Annotated in this window: 18 protein-coding genes; 14 read left to right on the top strand and 4 right to left on the bottom strand. The window is 42.0% G+C overall.

Annotation, left to right across the window (positions count from 1 at the left end; genetic code table 11):
- Positions 1–21 precede the first annotated feature (21 nt).
- Entirely contained in the window at positions 22–999 is a 978-nt protein-coding gene (locus QTN47_RS20290) for an ATP-grasp domain-containing protein (protein WP_369331249.1), read from the bottom strand.
- Positions 1,000–1,363: 364 nt separating this feature from the next.
- Here QTN47_RS20290 and QTN47_RS20285 point away from each other — a divergent pair, with 364 nt between their 5' ends.
- From QTN47_RS20285 to QTN47_RS20270, 4 genes are all read left to right on the top strand, one after another.
- Positions 1,364–4,414 (top strand): SusC/RagA family TonB-linked outer membrane protein, encoded by a 3,051-nt coding sequence (locus QTN47_RS20285; RefSeq protein WP_369331248.1) that lies wholly within the window; start codon positions 1,364–1,366, stop codon positions 4,412–4,414.
- Between the two features lie 18 nt (positions 4,415–4,432).
- On the top strand, positions 4,433–5,776 hold the full coding sequence (locus QTN47_RS20280) for a RagB/SusD family nutrient uptake outer membrane protein (protein ID WP_369331247.1): 1,344 nt from the start codon (positions 4,433–4,435) through the stop codon (positions 5,774–5,776).
- A 27-nt stretch (positions 5,777–5,803) separates the two neighbouring features.
- Entirely contained in the window at positions 5,804–8,476 is a 2,673-nt protein-coding gene (locus tag QTN47_RS20275; protein ID WP_369331246.1) for a M14 family zinc carboxypeptidase, read from the top strand.
- Between the two features lie 121 nt (positions 8,477–8,597).
- Positions 8,598–8,852 carry a hypothetical protein gene (locus tag QTN47_RS20270; protein WP_369331245.1) on the top strand — a complete coding sequence of 85 codons (255 nt, stop codon included), beginning with the start codon at positions 8,598–8,600 and terminating at the stop codon, positions 8,850–8,852.
- A gap of 141 nt (positions 8,853–8,993) precedes the next feature.
- Here the strand turns inward: QTN47_RS20270 and QTN47_RS20265 are convergent, their stop codons facing one another.
- The 3 genes from QTN47_RS20265 to QTN47_RS20255 all read right to left on the bottom strand — a co-directional run bounded on the left by QTN47_RS20265 (position 8,994) and on the right by QTN47_RS20255 (position 12,061).
- Positions 8,994–9,587, bottom strand: coding sequence for a hypothetical protein (locus tag QTN47_RS20265; protein WP_369331244.1), 594 nt, complete (start codon positions 9,585–9,587; stop codon positions 8,994–8,996).
- Between the two features lie 892 nt (positions 9,588–10,479).
- Positions 10,480–11,193, bottom strand: a complete 714-nt coding sequence (locus QTN47_RS20260) for a Crp/Fnr family transcriptional regulator (protein ID WP_369331243.1) — start codon at positions 11,191–11,193, stop codon at positions 10,480–10,482.
- A gap of 376 nt (positions 11,194–11,569) precedes the next feature.
- Positions 11,570–12,061 (bottom strand): RNA polymerase sigma factor, encoded by a 492-nt coding sequence (locus QTN47_RS20255; protein WP_369331242.1) that lies wholly within the window; start codon positions 12,059–12,061, stop codon positions 11,570–11,572.
- A 1,176-nt stretch (positions 12,062–13,237) separates the two neighbouring features.
- Here QTN47_RS20255 and QTN47_RS20250 point away from each other — a divergent pair.
- The 10 genes from QTN47_RS20250 (at position 13,238) to QTN47_RS20205 (ending at position 21,161) form a co-directional block, all read left to right on the top strand.
- Positions 13,238–13,582: a hypothetical protein gene (locus QTN47_RS20250; RefSeq protein WP_369331241.1), complete on the top strand. Its 345-nt coding sequence runs from the start codon at positions 13,238–13,240 to the stop codon at positions 13,580–13,582.
- 161 nt (positions 13,583–13,743) lie between these two features.
- Entirely contained in the window at positions 13,744–14,151 is a 408-nt protein-coding gene (locus QTN47_RS20245; protein WP_369331240.1) for a biotin/lipoyl attachment domain-containing protein, read from the top strand.
- Positions 14,152–14,178: 27 nt separating this feature from the next.
- The gene (locus tag QTN47_RS20240; RefSeq protein WP_369331239.1) at positions 14,179–14,898 is read left to right on the top strand and encodes a class I SAM-dependent methyltransferase; all 720 of its coding nucleotides are present in this window, start codon (positions 14,179–14,181) and stop codon (positions 14,896–14,898) included.
- A 47-nt stretch (positions 14,899–14,945) separates the two neighbouring features.
- Positions 14,946–15,824 (top strand): helix-turn-helix domain-containing protein, encoded by an 879-nt coding sequence (locus QTN47_RS20235; RefSeq protein WP_369331238.1) that lies wholly within the window; start codon positions 14,946–14,948, stop codon positions 15,822–15,824.
- 269 nt (positions 15,825–16,093) lie between these two features.
- A complete protein-coding gene (locus QTN47_RS20230; RefSeq protein WP_369331237.1) occupies positions 16,094–16,666 on the top strand; it encodes a DapH/DapD/GlmU-related protein in 573 nt (190 codons plus the stop codon).
- Positions 16,663–17,148 carry a cyclophilin-like fold protein gene (locus QTN47_RS20225; RefSeq protein ID WP_369331236.1) on the top strand — a complete coding sequence of 162 codons (486 nt, stop codon included), beginning with the start codon at positions 16,663–16,665 and terminating at the stop codon, positions 17,146–17,148. The genes QTN47_RS20230 and QTN47_RS20225 overlap by 4 nt, the downstream gene beginning before the upstream one ends.
- A gap of 66 nt (positions 17,149–17,214) precedes the next feature.
- A complete protein-coding gene (locus QTN47_RS20220; protein ID WP_369331235.1) occupies positions 17,215–18,411 on the top strand; it encodes an NAD(P)-dependent alcohol dehydrogenase in 1,197 nt (398 codons plus the stop codon).
- Positions 18,412–18,950: 539 nt separating this feature from the next.
- A complete protein-coding gene (locus QTN47_RS20215; protein ID WP_369331234.1) occupies positions 18,951–19,334 on the top strand; it encodes a DUF2255 family protein in 384 nt (127 codons plus the stop codon).
- Positions 19,335–19,453: 119 nt separating this feature from the next.
- Positions 19,454–19,855: a (R)-mandelonitrile lyase gene (locus QTN47_RS20210; protein WP_369331233.1), complete on the top strand. Its 402-nt coding sequence runs from the start codon at positions 19,454–19,456 to the stop codon at positions 19,853–19,855.
- Positions 19,856–20,591: 736 nt separating this feature from the next.
- Positions 20,592–21,161, top strand: a complete 570-nt coding sequence (locus tag QTN47_RS20205; protein WP_369331232.1) for a hypothetical protein — start codon at positions 20,592–20,594, stop codon at positions 21,159–21,161.
- Positions 21,162–21,182 lie beyond the last annotated feature (21 nt).

Genomic DNA, 21,182 nt, shown 5'->3' with positions numbered 1-21,182 from the left:
ATCTTTGTGTAATGAATGTGATTAAGCGTTTGTTGAGACTGCTTTGTTGCTCGCATATACCTGTTCTTCCAGGAAATCAACAAGCCTTTCATGCGGGTTAAAGCCCACCACATTTACAGCATCAGCAACAAAATTCGAAAGTGCATTTACATCGTAGTAAAGCAGCGATCCGTCCCTGTCATCAATAATGTACTCAATGCCCCCAACGTCAATGCCTGCATGCTGCACAATGGTTTCTACTGCCTCAATCACTTGTGAGGGAGGATTGTATGCTTCGACTTTTAAGCCGTTTTTAGGAGCGTCAAGTGCACAGGCATTGCGGACCAGCTCTTTGCCTGCGCTGGTCTGGCAAATGTCTGCGGGGCATAGGTTGAATGTATCTCCCGTAATATGCACACGAATGGCGTACAGGAATTTTCCGCCGAGTGTTTCCACCCTGGTAATATATCCGCCGCGTGCAGGAATATACTCCTGTACCAAAGCTGTAAGGTCAATACCCAATTGAAGCGTGCCTGCATCAATGGCTTCCGCTATTTCGTCTCGTGAATCGAATCTTACAATACCTGCGCCGCTGCCACCGATATTCGCTTTAAGTACGATCGGAAAACGCAGGTCCGCGCTTGCATCCAATAGCTGTGACAGGTGATTGATGACTCTCGTTTTCGGATACGATAAGTTGAGTGATTGAAGAAGTGATAACTGAAGGGCCTTGGATGTTTCATAAGTAAAAGCTTTGTAGCCGTTGATTACGCTTACACCATTTAATTCCAGGTGTTTCAGCAGATTGAGGGTGTAAAAGATCCCCTGCTGATGGTCTCTTAAAAATGCGGAAGGACTCATCCTGTTAAAGAACAGGCTGTATTTTTCTTCTTTGGCTTCAATAGCAAACTGATGTTCTGCAGGGTTTAGCCGTTCGTAAGGAATGCCTCTTTTTTCAAGTTCGGCAAACAATGGTTTAAACCAGTCCGGATGTTCGTGATAGATTGCAAAAGGTTTCATGTGCCTAAAATTATTTACTCAAAAATAAAACTCTACTAATTTAGTAGGATAATTTTTTTGTTTTAAATTTTCGAATTAGTTTTGTCTACCAAATTAGTAGAATATTATATCTCTTATATGAAATCAACATTAACTGCAAAGCAAAATTTCACTAACGGATCTTTCGGATTTCAGGAATTTGTTACAGCCGTAAATCTTTACGTAACCGGCTCTGTTATTGAACGGGCTTGTTGTTGTTGATAGAATTTATACCAGATCATCTCATACCCCTTCATATTTTTTAGCGTTTAACACAGCTCCACACAACACTTCATTGATGTTTCCCTGCATCAACTAATTATTTATTTTTTTAAACACATTATTCATGAAACATTTCTTACAAAGAAGTGCTGTGTTTGTTTTTGTGCTATTTCTAAGTTACCGGGTAATGGCACAAACTGCCGTCACCGGAAAGATCCTTGGTGAAAACAATCAGCCTCTTGAAAACGCAACCGTACAATTGAAAGGCTCCAAAAAAGTAGTCTTAAGTGCAACGGATGGCTCTTTCCAACTGGAAGGAGGTTCCAAGGAAAAAAAGATCCTGGTGAGCTTCACAGGCTATGAAACACAGGAAATACCGGTGCCTTCAAACGGTATTATATCCATCACACTTAAAAGAGACAACCGGCAGCTTGAGGAAGTTATTATTACCGGTTACAGCACACAAAGCCGCAAGTTTATTGCAGGCTCTATTGTGAGTGTTAATGCAAGCAGTATTAAAGATATTCCCGCTGCTGGGTTTAACCAGCTGTTACAGGGTAAGGCTGCAGGCGTGCAGGTTACATCCAATTCAGGTGTACCTGGCGGTGGTATTACTTTTCGCGTAAGAGGTAATAATTCCATCAATGCATCGGTAGATCCCTTGTATGTTATTGATGGCGTTTTTGTAAGCAGTTCAGATCCCGTTCAGACAAGCATGGGCAATCAGCAGCAATCAAATCCGCTTGCAGATATCAATCCGAATGATATTGAAAGCATCCAGATCTTAAAAGATGCCAATGCAACAGCTATTTATGGTTCGCTCGGCGCCAACGGTGTTATCCTGGTAACAACCAAACGTGGCCGCCTGAACAGCAGTGCAAAAATTAATATCAATGCTTATCATGGTTGGAGCAATGCACCTAAAAAGTTTCAGGTAACCAATGGCCCTGAAACCGCTTTGCTGGCTAACGAAGCGGCCTATAATACAGCCATTGATAACGGCCAGGATCCTTCTGCAATCGTACTGCCTTTTCCAAAAGCGGATACGTTGCCAACGTACGACAGGATCAATGACCTGTTCAGAACAGGTAACACAAGTAACTATGAGCTTTCTGCGCAGGGTGGCTCAGAGAAAAGTACCTACTATGTCGGGCTGGGTTATCTGAAACAACAATCAATCGTAAAGCCATCGAATTTCGAACGTTATTCTGCGAGGCTCAATTATGATACTTACCTGAGCCGCAGGTTAAAAGTAGGAACCAGCATTAATATCACACGTACATGGCGCAATGTGAGTAGTAACGACAACAATCCGCAGGGCGTTATTAACTCCGCTCTCTTTGTCAGATCTTATCTGCCTGTCTATAACCCAAACGGTTCGTACGCAAAGTATGGCAGCTTTGACAACCATCTTGCGCTCATCAACAACCTGAACAACAATGCAGTTGGCTGGCGCAGTATTGGTAATATTTATGGTGAGTATGTCATTCTTCCTGAGTTAAAATTCCGCACCAGCTGGAGTGTAGACCGTACAGATGAGTACGAGAATAATTACGCCAATACATTGATCAGTGCAGGTGTTGCAACGAATGGCTCTGCCGCATCTTATCAAACAAAGAACCAGGTACTTACCAACGAACAGGTCCTCACTTACATTAAATCGTTTGGAAGTGGAAGAAAACATGCCATTAATGCCCTGATCGGAAATACGCTGAACAGTGTACTTACGGAAGGCACTACCGCAACGGGAACAGGATTTCCCAGCAACAATTTCACTGCTATTTCATCCGCGGCTACAAGGTCAGGTTCTTCTTCAAGGTCTGAAGCAAAACTTGTGTCCTTCTTTGGAAAAGCAAGCTATACGTTCGATAACAAGTATACAATTGACGGAAGTTTAAGGGCTGATGGTTCTTCTAAATTTGGCGTGAACAATCGCTGGGGATATTTTCCTTCCGGCGGTTTAACATGGCGCGCCAGCCAGGAGGAGTTTGTAAAGAATCTTAACTGGTTTGATGAACTTAAATTCAGAGGAAGCATTGGATTGTCTGGTAACCAGAACGGTATTGGCGCTTATGCAGCGCAGGGCTTATGGTCGGCAGGCGCAAACTACCTGGACAATCCGGGCGATGCACCAACGCAATTAGCTAATCCTGATCTTACCTGGGAAACGACAAGACAGGCTGATGTAGGCGTTGAGTTTGCTATTTTAAATAACAAGCTGAATGTAATTGTTGACTACTATAACAAATACACATATGATCTGTTGCTGAATGTGCCTGTTCCATTGCGTTCCGGCTTCGCATCTTATTTGCAGAACTATGGCGCGGTGCGTAACAAGGGCGTTGAAATAACGCTGCATTCAGACAATATCAACACAAAAGAATTCCGCTGGACAACCGATTTCAATATTGCATTCAATAACAACAAAATTGAAAAACTGGCTTCGGACATTGCACTTGGTGCATCGGGAAGAAATATCTCCATACTTCGTCAAGGCTACTCCGTTAATTCCTTCCAATTATACAAGCAATTGTATGTAGATCCTGAAACAGGAAATGCTGTATATGACGATGTAGATAAAAGCGGTACCATTACTTCAGCAGACAGGCAGATCGTTGGCAATGCCTTACCAAGATATACAGGCGGTTTAACAAATAATCTTTCCTACAAAAATTTCGATCTCGGTTTCTTCTTCTATTTCCAGCAGGGCAACAAGATCATGAACATGAATGATTTCTTTTTGGTGCATGGTGGAACGCAAAGAAACATTGGCTTTGTGCCAAGACAACTGGAGAGATGGCAGCATCCCGGCGATATAACAGATATCCCCAGAATGACGACCTACAGTGGCGACCCAACTATCAACGGAGGCTCTGCGAATAACTACGGTGGTAGCGTTGCAAGCCTTAGCTCACGCTACCTGGAAGATGGGTCATTCATCCGTTTGAGAACGATCACGTTAAGTTATTCTTTGCCATCCAGCGTACTGCGCAATGTTAAGCTCACGAACCTGCGTGTGTACGTGCAGGCCAGCAATCTGTTCACCATCACCAAATACAAAGGTTTAGATCCTGAAGTAAGTTCTCAAAGCGCTAACCAGAATACTGCAGGCTACGACTGGGCTACTGTTCCGCAACCAAGAACTATACAGGCCGGTATTAACCTATCCTTCTAAATGATAAAAGACTGAATTATGAAACCTCTCAATAAAATAATTAAAGGTATCGCTATGCTCTGGATGCTATCCGCATTTGTGTCGTGCAAAAAATACCTGACTGAAATTCCCAACAATGCAGTTCCTTCCACAGCCGCAATTACAGACGCAGGTACAGCCAGGGCCGCCATTATTGGGGCTTATGACGGCCTGCAGAACTACTATGCGTCCAACTATCCCACACTGGGAACCATTACTGCAGATAATGTTGTGTTCAACGGAACACTCAGTCAGTATCTGCAACTGGATCAGAATGCCATACCAACGGACAACGTAACCACTGTTGCCGCATACCAGGGCATCTACAGCATGATCAATACAGCAAACAGTGTGATAGCATTTGTTCCATCAGTCAACGATCCGTTGTTGACAAACGATGAAAAGAATAAGATTCTCGGCGAAGCTTATTTTATCAGGGCGATCGGCTACTTTGACCTGGGCAGAGGCTGGGGCGGCGTACAATTGCAACTTAAGCCGACAACGGATCTCAGTGCGCTTAAAGGTATTAAGCGAAGCACACTGGATGAGACATACGACCAGGTACTTGCAGATCTTGTTCAGGCAGAACAGCTACTACCGGAAGATGCAAAAACAAGGAACCGCGCGCAAAAAAGTACGGCCCGTGCGTTGCGTGCCAGGCTGCATTTATACCGCAAGCAATGGGCCGATGCAGAAGCTTACGCCAGCCAGGTGATCAGCAACACAAAGTATAGCCTGGTAAAACCATATGGTGCATTTTTTACGGCTCCTTTTCTTAGCAATGAATCTGTGCTTGAGCTTACATTTTCTGCAAATGACAGGAACAGTTACTGGAACCTTTGGTATCCCAGTTCCTTCGGCGGACAGTTTACACTTAAGCCTTCCGCTGGTATTGTTGACAAGCTCAACAATACTGATATAGGCGGAGCAAGAAAATCACTCATTGCAGGAAGCGGCAATTCGGTGTATGGAGTGTTGTACAACACTTATGCAACAAGTACGGATCCGGCTTACCTGATCCGCATTGCGGAATTGTACCTGATCCGTGCTGAGGCAAGGGCACAGCAAAACAATCTGCAGGGTGCCCTGGAAGATCTTGATGCTGTAAGGCAGCGTGCGGATGTTGCCAAATCTACAGCCGTTACAAAAGCTCAAGTTATCCAGGCAATTGAAGATGAGAATAGTGTAGAATTTGCTTTTGAAGCACACAGGTGGTTTGATCTGGTGAGAACAGGACGGGCAGGAGAGGTGCTTGGACTCACCAACAAAGACTTTTGGCTGTTCCCTATTCCTTACCAGGATATTTTATCTGACCCCGACGTAACACAAAACCCCGGCTACTAAAAATTCATCTAACTCAATATTTCCATCATGAAATCATTTCGTTCAATCATGTTGCTTGGCCTGCTGGCGTTATTGGCAGGAGAGCGTGCAGCAGCACAACAGAATTATTACTTCCGCAATGCAGGAACTTTCGATCCGAAAATTCCTACGCCCGAACAGTTTCTTGGTTACCCCATCGGTACGCACTATACACGGCATGATCAGATTGTAGCATACTTCAATGAACTTGCACGTGTAAGCAATAAGATCCACGTGGAAGTGATTGGCAAAACGTACGAAGAACGTCCTCTGATTATTGCCACAATTACATCGCCTGATAACTACGGACGAATCAGTAATATTAAGCAGGCGCATGCAACTTTGGTTGATCCGGAAGCACCGCTGCCGGGGAAAGATGTGCCCGTAGTTGTTTGGTTAGGTTACAGCGTACATGGTAACGAGACCTCAAGCGGTGAGACAGGTTTGCTGACAGCTTATTACCTGGTTGCCAATCAGAGCGAAGAAACACAGCAATGGTTGAAAGAATCCGTGGTGCTGGTTGATCCTTCTCAAAACCCTGATGGAAGGGACAGGGCCGCCAACTGGTATAATTCCTACAAATCTTTTCCGCCGGTGGCTGATGCCTACGATAAAGAGCACCAGGAGATCTGGCCGGGCGGCAGAAGCAACCATTACCTGAACAATCTTAACAGGGACTGGCTCAGCCTTACGCAGGTAGAAAGTAAAGCAAGAATTGAATATTTCCATCAGTGGTATCCCAACGTGCAGATAGATTTTCATGAACAGGGTGCAAACGCTACCTACTACTTTGAGCCAACACCCAAGAGCCATCAGAGCCCGATCATTCCGCAAAGCGTGTACGACTTTAATGCAGTGCTGGCGAAGTACCAGGCAAAGGCGCTGGATGATATCGGTTCATTGTATTTCACCAAAGAGAACTATGACAATCTATCACCGATCTATGGTTCTACTTATCCCAAATTTTACGGTGGAGTAGGCGCTACTTTTGAAGAAGCCAGCAGCCGTGGATTAAATATTGAAACAAGCAACGGCATACTCACATTTCCATTTACGATACGCAATCATCTTGTAACAGGTCTTGCTACAGTGCGTGGTGCTGTAGCGGAGAAAGAAGGCTTGTTTAAATTGCAGAAAGACTTTTTTAAATCCGCATTGGAACAGGCTGCGAGAAACGATGCAAAAGCATATGTTTTTGGTGACAGCCGCGATGAAACACTTACCCGCAAATTTCTTGATCTGTTATTAAGACATCGCGTGAAAGTGTATGAGCTTACAGCGAATGTAAGTGCTGAAGGAAAAAGTTTTGAAAAAGGAAAAGCTTATATCGTTCCGGCAGCGCAACCCAATTTCAGGATCATCCACTCATTGTTTGAAGAAAATTTGCTGAAGGACAGTGTATTTTATGATAACACCGGATGGTCAATCATTCATGCCTATGGCCTGCAATACAGCAAGATCAAAAATCCTGCATTCTCTAAAGGAGAACCTGTTACTGCGTTGCCATCCTTGAAAGGCGAGGTGGCAGCCGGACAAGCTTCCTATGCCTATCTCTTAAGCTGGAGCGATTACAATGCATCAAAGGCTTTGTATTACCTGTTAAACAGAGGTGTTAACGTGAAAACCGCGTTTAAGCCTTTTACGGCAAACACTCCCGGTGGTAAGAAATCCTTTGGTTATGGCGCACTTGTGGTACCGGTAGCCGCGCAGGACATTCCTGCTGATTCCCTGTATAGAACACTTAATAATGCAGCATCATTGGCAGGCGTATCATTTACATCTGCGCTTACAGGTTTCAATGCTGAAGGTATAGACCTGGGAAGCAGCAACATCAAAAGCGTACGAAAACCATCTGTTGCACTGGCTTTTGGTCAGGGCATCAACTCGGAAGAAGCAGGTGAAGTTTGGTTTTTATTGAACCAACAACTGGGCTTGCCGGTTGTAAAGATTGATGCAGATAATTTTTCGCGCATCTCACTAAAAAAATACAATACACTGATATTGCCTGGCGGTAATTACAGCGAATGGGATAAATCTGTTGTCGCAAAAATTAAGGACTGGGTAAGAGAAGGTGGCAATCTTATTACTTTTCAGAATGCCAGCGCCTGGGCCATTAATCAGGAAATTTCCCGTGAGAAAGCATATGTAGATTCTTCGCTGAACAACCGTGGCGGTGGCAACACAATTCGTAATGTGCCGGCAAATGCAACCGTGTCTCCGGTATCTAATTCAACAGAAACGCAGAATGCAAAACGGGCGTTATCTGCTGAAAGATTGGATTACGTTAGCCTGCAGGATGTTGAAGGTGCAAAGCGGTTAAATGGCGCCATTTTTACGACTGATCTTGATACTACGCATCCTGTCGCGTTTGGAGTGAACAGTCGCCGTTTGTTTGTGAACAAAAACGGATCAACCATTTTGCTGCCGTCTAAAAACAAATACAACACCGTTGCTCAATATGATAAGGACGCGTTTGTAAACGGATATGCGCCAAAAGAAAGCGTCTCTAAAATAAATAACTCGGCTGCTATTATAACCAGTGCAGAAGGTTCAGGAGCCATCACACTTTTTGCAGATGATCCTGCATATAGAAGCTACTGGCTTGGTACGAACCGCCTGTTGCTGAACGCTATTTTCTTCGGTAACCTGATCAGTGGTTTTGGCAATTTCGGTTCTGAATAATCGTAGGAGTTTTTTTGTCATTTTCCCATAAGCAAATACAAAGCCCGTTGTTTCCACGGCGGGCTTTAAATACTTTGAGCGCAGGATTGTAAAAGTGATTTTTAACCTCCTAAAACGGGTTATGAAAAGTATGGCACTGTTTGTTACCACGATCATCATTAAAAATGCAGATATTCAGGCGTTGTCTGCAATAAAAAAGGGACTTCCGCCGAAGCTTTACCGTTTAATCATATACACGTTTTCTGAACCGGGAAAATCAACACTTCACGTTGAATTGGAACGGCAGGCACAAACAATAGAAACCGTGGTGAATGAGGTTTTATCCGTTCTTGAAAAATTAAGTCTTGGTTTTTCATTCACAATTACATATAGATAGTCATTTTTTTCGCGACCGGCAGTTAAGTCAACGTCAATGATGGTCATGAGAAAATGAAAGACATAAATTAAAACGTTAAATATTTACACACAATTGAACAAAACCGGGAGATATCAGGCAGGCTACATGAGTTAAACCTGATTAAGATGCAATGCCGGCGTCAAGAATTTTTGAAGAAGAAAGTATTTTGAATTCCTTTAAGTATTTAAGTTCCTCCCCGAGTTTTTCTTGCTGATCATTAACAAAGTTCCTTAAGCCGATGCTTAGGTCATGTCGATCCATTAATCTTGCATAAACATCTAAAACCGCAAGATCTTCTTTTTCGCAAAATGAGAGTATATCGAGCGTTTTCATGTCATCCGGCGCGGGCCTCAGCTTTGTCCACTGACTAAAGGTTTCATCCTGTGTGGTTTTTTGCCAGTGTTCATGTATGCAATAATATTTTTTATTAATGAACCTGATGAGGTTTGAACAGTCACGGATCATCTTAAGGAGAAATGCTTTTGTTAATACCCGCATATATTTACTGCCCGCAAGGATACTGTAAAAGGTGTTAGCCCTTTCTTTGCAAATATCCTGAATGTCAGCCAGGATTTTAACTTCCCGATAATTTAGCAGAATAACGTTATTACTTAGCAATTCATCGGTTTGTAGTGCATCGACATTAGAGCTGCTTATTATACTAATTGTCTCACTAAAATATTCATTTTCAAAAAGGCTGTATCGATGCATCATCTTCAATTATTTTTTTGTGGGATCTTGCCACGGTTTGTGATTTTTTTTCATGATGGTATCCTCATCCATGAATTGCCTGTGCGTTTGGAAAGCGCTGATTGTGCCAAACAATGAGCCTGTATTCAGATTGTTCTACAGTATTTATTACTGGTTTATCAGTTCTCATTTGCCGGTTAGCAAAAAAAAGATTGCGGTAACAAATAATAAATATCCTGTGACGGACATGCAAAGTAGTTTTAGGTCGCTCAATTCTCCCGGGCAAGTTGCGGTGTACATCAATAATAAAAATGCAAGACTTACCATGGTATATATGACCGTCTTTCTTTTTTTAATGGTACTGGAATCCGGGTCGGTTCTTAGAAAAATACGGGGTAATAAATGTTTCATGTTAGAAGGGGATTTTATGCTGTTATAACAAGCAACTGCGGCATTGCCTGCAAGTCATATGCTTATTTTTTGAACGATTTTTTGGGTTTAGCATTGAATGTCTCTTCAGCGCTGGTAAGACTTTTTGTTATGCTTCCACTGGCAAAATATGGGTGACATAGGTTGCCTGTACTTTTTTGCGTGCACCGACACCGTTCATTTTGTACTGAAGATACCTGGCCAAAATTCCCGGGACAGAGCGGGGGGATGAATTTATTTCGTCTACAAAAACATTGTACTGTGTAATAATTCCGGGTCAATCTAACTATAAATCCGGTACAAATTAAGCCGGCACGTTCAAGTTATATGTAGACGTTTATTGAAAGAATTGAATGGACGGAAAACATTTGTGTTTATGTAGAAGCCGGCTTCTGCTAAGCGCTTGCGGTTGTATGATTTTTGAAATCGACGAGTAGTTAAAGTAAAGCAAATAATTATACCTTAGGTATTGATTGGACATCGGTTGCTATTTTACCCAGCTGCTGGCAATTGCGATCAGTTGACTCATGTCAAGAATAGTGATCCTTGTTCCTTTTGTTTGTAAAATTCCTGCTTCTTTAAACTCTGTCAACAACCGGATTACATTTTCCCTGGCAGTGCCTACCACGCTTGCAAGATCTTCCCTGCCTATTAAAATTTCTGTGGATTGTCCTGACTTGCCGTCTGTTTTATACTTTTCAGTAAGCAGAAGTAAATGTATTGCCAGCCTCTGCCGCACCGTCTTGCTGGTAAAAGCGGATAAGTTATTGCACATTACAGCAAATTCGTGGCTTAAGGCCTGCAACAGCCTTTGTGCTAAAACGGATGATTGTTGAATTGCATCACTAAAATCCTCGCGGGAGATGAAAATAATACGGCTTGCTTCAAGTGTTGCTGCCGCAACGGAGTAGCGATCATTCGATAGGACTGCGTGGTATCCAATTAGCTCTCCGGACTTAGCGATGTAAATTATTCGCTGCCGTCCGCCTTTTTCCATTTTGTATTTTTTTACTTTTCCTTCTACTATATAAAAAATACCCAAAGGATAACTGCCTTCACGAAATACAATTTCACCTTTTTTGTATACTTCCTCAGAAGTATGTGCAAGCAAAAGTTGAAGGTCTCTCGATGGCAGGTCTTGCAATATTGACTCACGCTTAAAATTCCAGTTGTCTATCAAAAAATTCCCTCTTACACTCATTCCGGCAAATATATGTTTATAAGCAAGTGATGTATATCACTTCTATAGGATTTCGGTTGTCAAAACGAAATACTCAGCCAAATGTCTATGTACTGATGCCAATAATCCATACTCATTATTTTGTGAGTGGTTGGGGGATGTAACAATACCGGCAACATCAGAAAACTAGATCAATGCCTGTGTCCCGGAGCTTTCAGCATGCCTTACAATATATTCACGTTACCTTTTATAAAGCGTATATGCAAGCATATTGTTCTGGGTGACAATGAATGCTTATAATAGTTCCTGTTTTGGCTGGTTTACAGTCTGCAGTTGTAGCTGATATTATATCAGGGGTAAATTGTGAATTTTGGTATTGGCAATAATGGTCGATAAACTAGCTTCTCTTAATTACGCTCTTTAACGCTTGCTTGGCAAAATGGATGCGGCTTTTAATCGTGCCGACCGGAAGGTCAAGCATCCAGGCAATCTCAGTGTATTTATAGCCCTCAAGATGTAACACAAAAGGCTTTTTTAGCAAACATGGAAGCTTTTGAATTTGTGCCAGAATATTTTTAGTCGAAATGTCAGGATGATAGCTCGTGTTCGCCAAAGGTTCTTTCTGCAGGGCTTTAGTTTGGGCAACAGTTAGTTCAAGCGTTTTTTTTCTTCGGCGATAATTGTTGATAAAAATATTCCGCATTATTACATAGAGCCAGGCTCCTATATTCGTAGTTGACTTAAAATTGTCCTGGTATGCAAGGGCTTTACATAGTGTTTCCTGCAGTAGATCCTCTGCGTCTTCTTTCGTCCGTGTAAATTTCCGGGCCATGACCATCAGGGGTGGAGTGTTTTCTACCAGTAAATCCATGAAGGATGAATTATTCATATGTTGACTATTTTAAGCTGATTGGGACATAGGATTCTTAGGAATAATGTTTAGTTGCTTCAAAGCTTTATCTAAAGGATCGCAGTAGTTTTCCCAAAATGCAGACAACCTGACTAGCAGTAACGATATAGCTACTTAACGCATATCAATAGAATGCCAGCTTTTTTCCAAATGGACGGACGTAAATTGTAATTATTGTTGTGCCCAGCAAACGATCGTTGAATGCTGATGAAAGAGCTTTCCTGGTCAGGAGATAATGCGGCATAATCGCAAATGTCGCTATAGTATCCTAACAAGGGCTGGTGAATCGGTGAGCCGGATATCTGATTACCGCTCACTCTTGCATCAGTTTTATGTATTTCGGTCTAATGAGTCTGGTGTCTTGACGGCCGGCGATTTTGTGCCTGGAGCAGGGCATATTGAAGGCTTAAAATTGCAGTGTCATTCACGCTTACAAATATATATTTGTGTTTCCGTGATCTAAATCACTTTTTGAAATTAACGGTAACAAATCCAGGTTATTTGTACTACTTTTTCTGATGAGCCAGGATCGTCATGTAAACGGATAATTTGGTTAGCCACAATCAAAAGGAGATGACGTACACTTTTCGTTGATAGCCCGTAGGGTTTAGCGTTGTATAGAGGCCGTAATATAGAAGGTCCTTCTTGTGAGCAGGACATTATCCCCTTTTATTTGGTTAAAGTCCTAACGGACTATGTATTCTCAAATCAGACATTTCTATTACGCTTAATTCCTTACGGGAAAAACTGTCACTGTTGTGAAATCAGTCATTGATACTAAGCCATGCGCTATATAGAGTCAAAAAATTGAATGACAGATGTTCATTGCAAAGCTCTGTAGGTCTCCGTGTTTTCTCCGGTTGTTCTCCTATGTAACAAAAGAAAGCAGCACATGCAGACAGCGCAACAAAAAATATTTTTCCCGATTAAAAATATTTATTCATATTTGATTTCAATATTCAGCGAAGTTCATTGCCCTTAATTTGTAAACAAAAAGCTTTAAATGACTAGCCAAAAATTATGAGAAATACGCCGGTGAATTTTGTTCCCGGTTACCGGAACAGATGATTTTACCCGCTTGGAAAACCTTATTTAAGCCAAATCTTATTTAACCGAAAACCTGTGATGTTATACCTAAACTGTTAATCAAACTCTATGAAAAATTCCCCCATTTTTGTGTCTTTAGTAATATTGCTTGCGGCTGCCCTGCTATTTATTATTGTTTATAAGACCCGTCGTAGAAACATTATGACACGGAAGCGCTTTTTAGCGATAGGCATTTTTATTACGCTTGTAATGAATTCGATTTTCTACTCTTATTTAGCCAGGGGCGAGGTCAAGCCAATTCCGGCATTTGCAATATTAACTTTAGAGGTTTTCGAAATACTGCTTTTTGCATTGGTTTGGGGCATATTTAAGTTGGTGGAAAAAAATAAGAAAAAATCTTTGCGGGGAATAGTCAAATCATCCGAAAGAGAAAAGGAAAAAATGCACTATTAGCAGCCCGGATCAGCGCTTGCCTGGTGGAAAAGGTATTTGACGGATGAGGGTCAACTTTTTAGCAAATGCAATTGTTGAGCCTTTTCAGGGGTGATATTTATCACTTTCTGAAGTAAAAATACTCACCGCGGCCGAACAATGTTGCTGATAATTTTGCAGCTATGAATTTTTCAAATGCAGTAACCGGGCAACATTACTTTACACAGGATCACGATTGGGTCGAGTTTAAAGGGGCTGTAGCGGATATAGGTGTCAGCGCGTTTAAATTGACCGGATTTAAAGCAATAGATAAAATTGAATTTGCCAACGTAAGTGGCTTTATGCAGCCCGGTGATCTGATCGCCTCCATCTACTACAAAGACTATTGTATTGAACTGAGAATGCCCATTGCAGGTAAGATTGCGGAAATCAACAGCTTGTTGCTTACAGAAGAAGCGAGTGCGCTGTTGCAATCGAATGGCACATGTTGGATTGCCCGGATAATACCAGCTCAACCTTATGAACGAAAAGGTTTAGTGCTTCCGGAAGAATATCGTATGAATGGCAAGAGCAAATACGCCAAAGCCTAGCTATCCTCAAAAAGTATAAGTATAATAATGATTGATGACAACAAGTGTTGCGCAGTTACACGTTTTCGGAGCGATCGTCAATTCAATGATGTGTTCCCGCCTTCCATCAGGAAATTTGCGGACAGGCATTGGACACCGTTGAGCGTAGCAAGAAAGGTTGCGGACTATTTATCGGTTAAGAAAGGCAGTAAAATACTGGATATTGGAAGCGGAGCCGGTAAATTTTGCCTCGCCGCTGCACATTATAAACCTGAAGTGCAGTTCTTTGGCGTAGAGCAACGAAAGAGCCTGGTTGATGAAGCTGAAGCTGCCAAAAAAACACTGGGTATTCGCAATGCATTTTTTCTCCATGGAAATTTTATGCAAACCAATTTTGATCTTTATGATCATTTTTATTTCTTTAACTCATTTTACGAGAATTTGGTTTGGGGTGAAAAAATAGACAACACGCTGGAGTATTCGGAAAATCTTTATCACTATTATAACCGTTACCTCTATAAACTTCTGGCTTCCCGTCCCGACGGTACACGCCTGGTTACATACCATAGTGTTGAGGATGAAGTGCCGACTGATTATCAGTTGGTTGGCTCGCATTTGGATGGACTCTTGAAGTTCTGGATAAAAATAAGTGGACTCAACGATGTAGATCACGAAAATGATCATCCTTATTATAAACCGTCACGTATATCATTAGAACAACAGGAAAAAATGATAGTAGCAACCGGGTTGGCTGACAGAAGTCTTTAAACCACTGCTTTGTTATAACGAAGATTTGATTTTCTTAACTTTGCAGCATGAAGGCAAAAACAGAGCGCCCGGTATCGCAGTTCAATAGCGAGTTGAAGTTAAGAGGCTTTAAAGTTTTCCAGATTGAAAACGACAGTAATGCCACGCGGATCTACAGCAGAAAAGATTTTTATAAGATCTGTCTGACTACTGGTAAGAGTGTGATTCATTATGCCGACAGAAGCTTCGATATGGACGGTACGATTCTCTTTTTTGGCAACCCTCATATACCTTATTCCTGGGAAACGATCTCGAGAACCTACGTAGGTTATACCTGTCTTTTTTCTGAAGAATTCTTAAAAGTATCTGACCGGTCGGAGAGTTTGCAGCAATCACCTTTATTTAAGATCGGAGGTACACCGGTTCTGAAAATAAGTGAAGATCAGCGCATGTTCCTCAACACAATATTCCGTAAGATGATTGATGAACAGGGAACTGACTACGCTTACAAGGACGACATGATGCGGAATTACATCAACCTGATCATTCATGAAGCCCTAAAGCTGCAGCCATCTCAGAATATCGACAAGCAAAACAATGCGCTGGTCCGGGTTACTTCTGTGTTCCTGGAATTGCTGGAGCGACAGTTTCCTATTGAAACAATTGATCATCCGCTTTCCCTGAGATCTGCACAGGATTATGCCAAAAACCTTGGTCTTCATGTGAATTATCTTAACCGCGCTGTAAAAGAAGTTACGGGTAAGGCAACAACAACTCATATCAGCGAACGTATTGTTACCGAAGCCAAAGCACTTCTCCAGCATACCAACTGGAACATTGCTGATATAGCTTATGCACTCGGCTTTGAGTATCCCACCTATTTCAATAATTTTTTCAAGAGAATTACCGGCACTAATCCTTCTTCTTTAAGAGTTCAGGAAGTTTGAAATTCTTAATCATCGGTTTGATTATCATTACCACGCCCATACAATGTCATGGTATCTTTGCAATGTCATTAAGTTTAAAATGCAGCATTAGTAAAAACAGGTAACGGGTGACCGAAGTGTGCAGTTTACCTGCATTCTTTACTGCATAAAAATTGCACAACGCCAGTGTCATCCTTCACAGCTTACAATAGCTCTGTTGTTAGGAGGTGCAGGTATGTGCGGCGCGGTATATCGCATAACAATCAATTTCAAATCAAATAGCAAACAAGGTGATCAAAGACATTTTTGAAAGAATGAAAGCCGGACAGCTGATCAGGTTGGATGATCCTGACTATTATAAAGTACAGGAAGTTGTTGACAGAACGATTTCCTTATCGCCCGTACTCAATAACTCAACGAGCATAGGGCAGATACGCGAAGTTATCAGTGAAATAATTGGATCGCGGCTGGATGAAAGCACGACTGTATTTGCTCCTTTCTTTACCAATTTCGGCAGGTTTATCAGCATTGGCAGGAATGTCTTTATTAACCATGCATGTTCATTTTTGGATATGGGCGGAATTACAATTGAAGATGATGTACTGATAGGACCCAAAGTAAATCTGATCACCGAAAATCATCCAATGGATCCGAACGATAGGAGGGCGCTTGTTTGTAAGCCGGTAATCATCAGGCGGGGAGCGTGGATTGGTGCAGCTGCAACCATATTGCCCGGTGTTACAGTTGGGGAAAATGCAGTTGTTGCAGCCGGAGCTGTTGTTTCAAAAGATGTGCCCGCAAATACCATTGTGGGAGGGATTCCTGCGAAGGTATTAAAGACGATTTCAATAGGAGATGTATGATCAGCTTAGTGTTTCATCGTCCTGTACGAGCATTTGCGATTGTTAGTCTTGTCTGTATGGTCTGTTCCTGCAAGGCGTATACAAAAGATAATGAAAGTGCATTTCCCGAATATATGAGTACAGATACACTAACACATAAAATGAAAGTCACGATTGGCTCACAAACATTCACTGCTTTGTTGTCAGACAATCCTGCATCCGCTGCCTTAATAGCGGCGTTGCCTTTAACGCTCGTTATGACAGAGCTGAACGGTAATGAAAAATATGCTAAGCTTCCAAATGCTCTTCCGGCAGCGCCGGCTAATCCTTCAACAATCCAGGCGGGTGATCTTATGCTGTGGGGCAATAATACGCTGGTACTTTTTTATAAATCTTTTTCTACCTCGTACAGTTATACCCGGATCGGCAGGATCGATGATGTGCGCGGACTGTTTCCAGCAGTCGGTTCAAAGGAGATAACTGTTACGTTTTCTGTAGAATAAGCCGGTGTGGTTCAAACATCTGCCCGGAAAGTCTGCTCAACTTACATTCAATAAAAATTACGTGTTATGGAGAATAATAAAAAGATGAACTCAATACATAGCTCCCGCAGAAGATTCATTCAACAGACAGCAATGGCTGGTACAGGTTTGATATTAATGCAACACACACCCGTTTTTTCACAATCAAATGGAATCAGAAAAATGACAGATAAGATAAAGTCAAAAGGTTATGCTGCTAAAGATGCATCGGGAACGCTAAGTCCATGGGAATTCGAACGGAGACCTGTTGGAGACAATGATATTTTGATTGACATTAAGTATGCCAGCATCTGTCACTCAGATATTCATCAAATGAAAGGTGATTGGGGGCCACAACAATATCCCCAGGTACCCGGGCATGAAATTGCCGGCATCGTCACTGCCGTTGGCAGAAATGTTACCAAATTTAAAGTTGGCGACAGGGCCGGTGTCGGTTGCATGGTTGATAGCTGTCTTCGGTGCGATAGTTGTAACCACGGCGAAGAGCAGTTCTGTGACAATCATGCTACCTTATTCACATATGGTTACCCTGACAAGGCTTCCCCATCAGGTATAACACAAGGCGGATATTCCAATAACATCGTAGTGAGAGATCACTTTGCAGTTCATATTCCCGGTCATATTAGTCTTCAGGAAGCAGTACCTCTGCTTTGCGCAGGTATTACAACTTACTCTCCCCTGATGAGAGCCAATTTCAAAAGAGGCGATAAGATTGGAGTCGCTGGTATTGGTGGTCTGGGACATCTTGCGATCAAAATTGCGGTTGCAAAAGGAGCCGATGTTTATGCATTTACAACATCTCCTGGTAAAATAAAAGATGCACTCGCGTTTGGAGCAAAAGAGGCTGTTTTAGTTGACAATACTTCCAAATTAGCTCAATATAAAGGCAAGCTGGATTATATGATTTCCACAATTCCGGCTCAATACGATGTGGCTGCTTACGCTTCAGCGGTTAAGCGTGGTGGCTTTTACACACAGGTTGGCATGCCGGTTGGCTTTCAGCTTGCCCTGAGCAATATTGGCCTGGCAAATACCGGTGTAAATTTCAATGCATCACTTATTGGCGGGATTCCTGAAACCCAGGAAGTAGTATATTATTGCGCAGATAATAAGGTGTTGCCACAGGTCCAGATCATTAACGCGGCGGAAGTGAATGATGCGTGGGAAAAAGTAATTGCCAAACAAGCCCGTTACAGGTTTGTGATAGACACTGCGACGCTATAGCCTGTTTGATTCACACTGACAGGGATCGTTTTCTGTAGCTGCAATCTCCGGTATAAGTAAGGTGTCGGCCGCGCCAACGTTTCTTTGTTAACAACTGATAAAGCTTAAAGCCCAAAGCCTAAAGCTCAAAGCTGACCGAAGCGAAGGTTTTTAATCATTTAAGAAATATAAGAGTAAATAAGAATTTTTGCCCAGGATAATAATTACACTTAAACGACAATATATTTACTTAACCAGCCCGGACCTTCACCATTGACCATTCACTATTCACTAGTTGTATAGAAGTAAGGTGTCGGCCGCGTCAACGTTTCTTTGTTAACAACTGATAAAGCTTAAAGCCCAAAGCCTAAAGCTCAAAGCTGACCGAAGCGAAGGTTTTTAATCATTTAAGAAATATAAGAGTAAATAAGAATTTTTGCCCAGGATAATAATAACACTTAAACGATAATATATTTACTTAGCCAGCCCGGACCTTCACCATTGACTATTCACTATTCACTAGTTGTATAGAAGAATTGACATGATAATCATGATCGTTTATGAATATTAAGCACAATAAATTTTCAGATAAGTTGCTCGCTGAAATAGACAAAGCCGATGACCTCCACATTGCACCATTGCGCGGGGACGGTGTATCTTATGGAACACCAACATGGATTTGGGAGGTTGTTGTTGACGACTGCCTGTATGTAAGAGCTTATAACGGTGTGCAATCGCGATGGTATAAAGCTGCTATTAACCAAAAGCGGGGCCGCATTGAAGCTGCAGGAAAAATCATGGATGTGGCGTTCATTCCCGCTTCCGGCGAAGTGAATGATACCATTGATGAGGCCTATAAAAAGAAATACGGAGGAAGCCCTTATCTGTCTTCCATGATCAGTAACCGTGCCCGTGCTGCGACAATAAGAATTGTTCCTGCGTGAGAATTGGGGTAATGGAAATTCTGTTTGGATAAAAAAACGAAATGAGTAATAACATTCAAGACAACGAAATTGCTATCAGGAATATTAAGATAATCTCCTAATCATTTAAAGGAATTCTAATGAAAATAACACGAATTGGAACGCAGCCTTCTGCTATTGGACCGGGTGACTGGTTTACCGGAGCTGTAAGGATAGATCCTCTTTTTGCTGCAAACGAAGCCAGACGCGCTGCAGCGGCCAGTGTAACCTTTGAACCAGGTGCGAGAACCGCATGGCACACGCATCCGCTTGGTCAGACGCTTATTATAACAGCCGGTTGTGGCTGGGTACAGCGCGAGGGCGAAGACATTGAAGTAGTAAGACCTGGCGATGTGGTTTGGTTTGAGCCGAATGAAAGGCACTGGCACGGAGCAACCCCAACCACAGGCATGACTCACATTGCGATACAGGAAAATTTAAACGGAAAAGTTGTTGACTGGATGGAACAGGTAAGTGATGAACAATATAGTCGCCATTTATAAGAAAAACAGAAGGCGTAAACAAGGGAAGGGGACACAGAGGGCACAAAGAAGACACAGAGTTACACAGAGGATATGCTTACATTCCAATCTATTACCACGACGGGTATTTGGTTAACCACAATCAAGAAAGAGATGACAATACACGTTTTGTCGATAGCCCGTAGGGCTTACAGTTCAATAGAATGTCCCGGTGTAAAGGGGTTTCTTGTCCGTAGGACATTAACCTTTGATTGGTTAATGCCCTAACGGGCTATTATATTCTCGTTTTGATCACGTCTATTGAACTTAATTCCCTACGGGAAAAACTGTCACTGTTATAAAGTCTATCATTGCCATTAAATCATGTCGTGTACGCAATCAAAAATTAGATGCCAGCTTTAACTTGATAGCCTCTGTGCAACTCATTGTCTGCTTCTGCCTTTCCTGTGAAACAAAAAAATACAGTTACACAGAGGGCACAAAGAAGACACAGACGATATGCATGATCTTATCTGATATATTGCGAGCAATTGATATTAATTCAGCTCTTGTTAGAATTACTTCCCAACTTTTCCTTTGAAGCCATAAGTAATGGTGACATGCTTTGCAGGCAGGACGATCATTTTTTGATCGATTGTTCATATTATTATAATCTACTTTTAATTGCATTCTCAAAAATATTTTTTTCGGTCTTTCCTTTTTTCTCTTTCTTCGCATCTGAGAGAAAATCCAATATTTATACCTAGCTAACCAAAAAATGCCGAGCCCAAAAACAGCCAAATGCATTGAACTGCTTTATATCCTATGCCATTGCCGGATTCCAGTTTATGCTCAAACGAATGCAATACCCCTGACACGAACAGATCAAACCTTTTCGCGTAGCAATAAGTTTTTAAAGTTTTTCAGGAACATATACACAAGTCTTGCTTCTGCTGTAAACAAGCAGGCTGAGAAGATGCTTACCGGTTTGCCGCAGAAGCAAAACAAGTGGTATTGTAAACCTGTTTTAAAAAACAATACAAACACATCTGTGTCATTCTATAGCCCGCAAAAGAGCTCCGGGCAACTTCAGGGCAAGTTCAAATCACCCATCGATAAAGTTATTCAAAGAGCTATTTCCATTGTAAGAAGATTACCTGCATCAAAAAAAATTGTGCAACCAAACAGCACGCTGAGGCTGCTATTGGGAACGCCTGTCAACTTCAGTATCCGGCACAGACTGAAAGGATTGAAGATAAGTGAACAAGAAGAACTTCTGACAAGTCAGCGCATAGGACTTCTTATGACCCGCAAGTCATCAACAGAAGCGACAAGAGTTATTGCTTAAGTATATATAGCAGCAGATAGC

Source organism: Danxiaibacter flavus (genome assembly GCF_041060425.1).
Classification (GTDB): domain Bacteria; phylum Bacteroidota; class Bacteroidia; order Chitinophagales; family Chitinophagaceae; genus Danxiaibacter; species Danxiaibacter flavus.
This window is presented reverse-complemented; position numbering and strand designations above follow the sequence as displayed.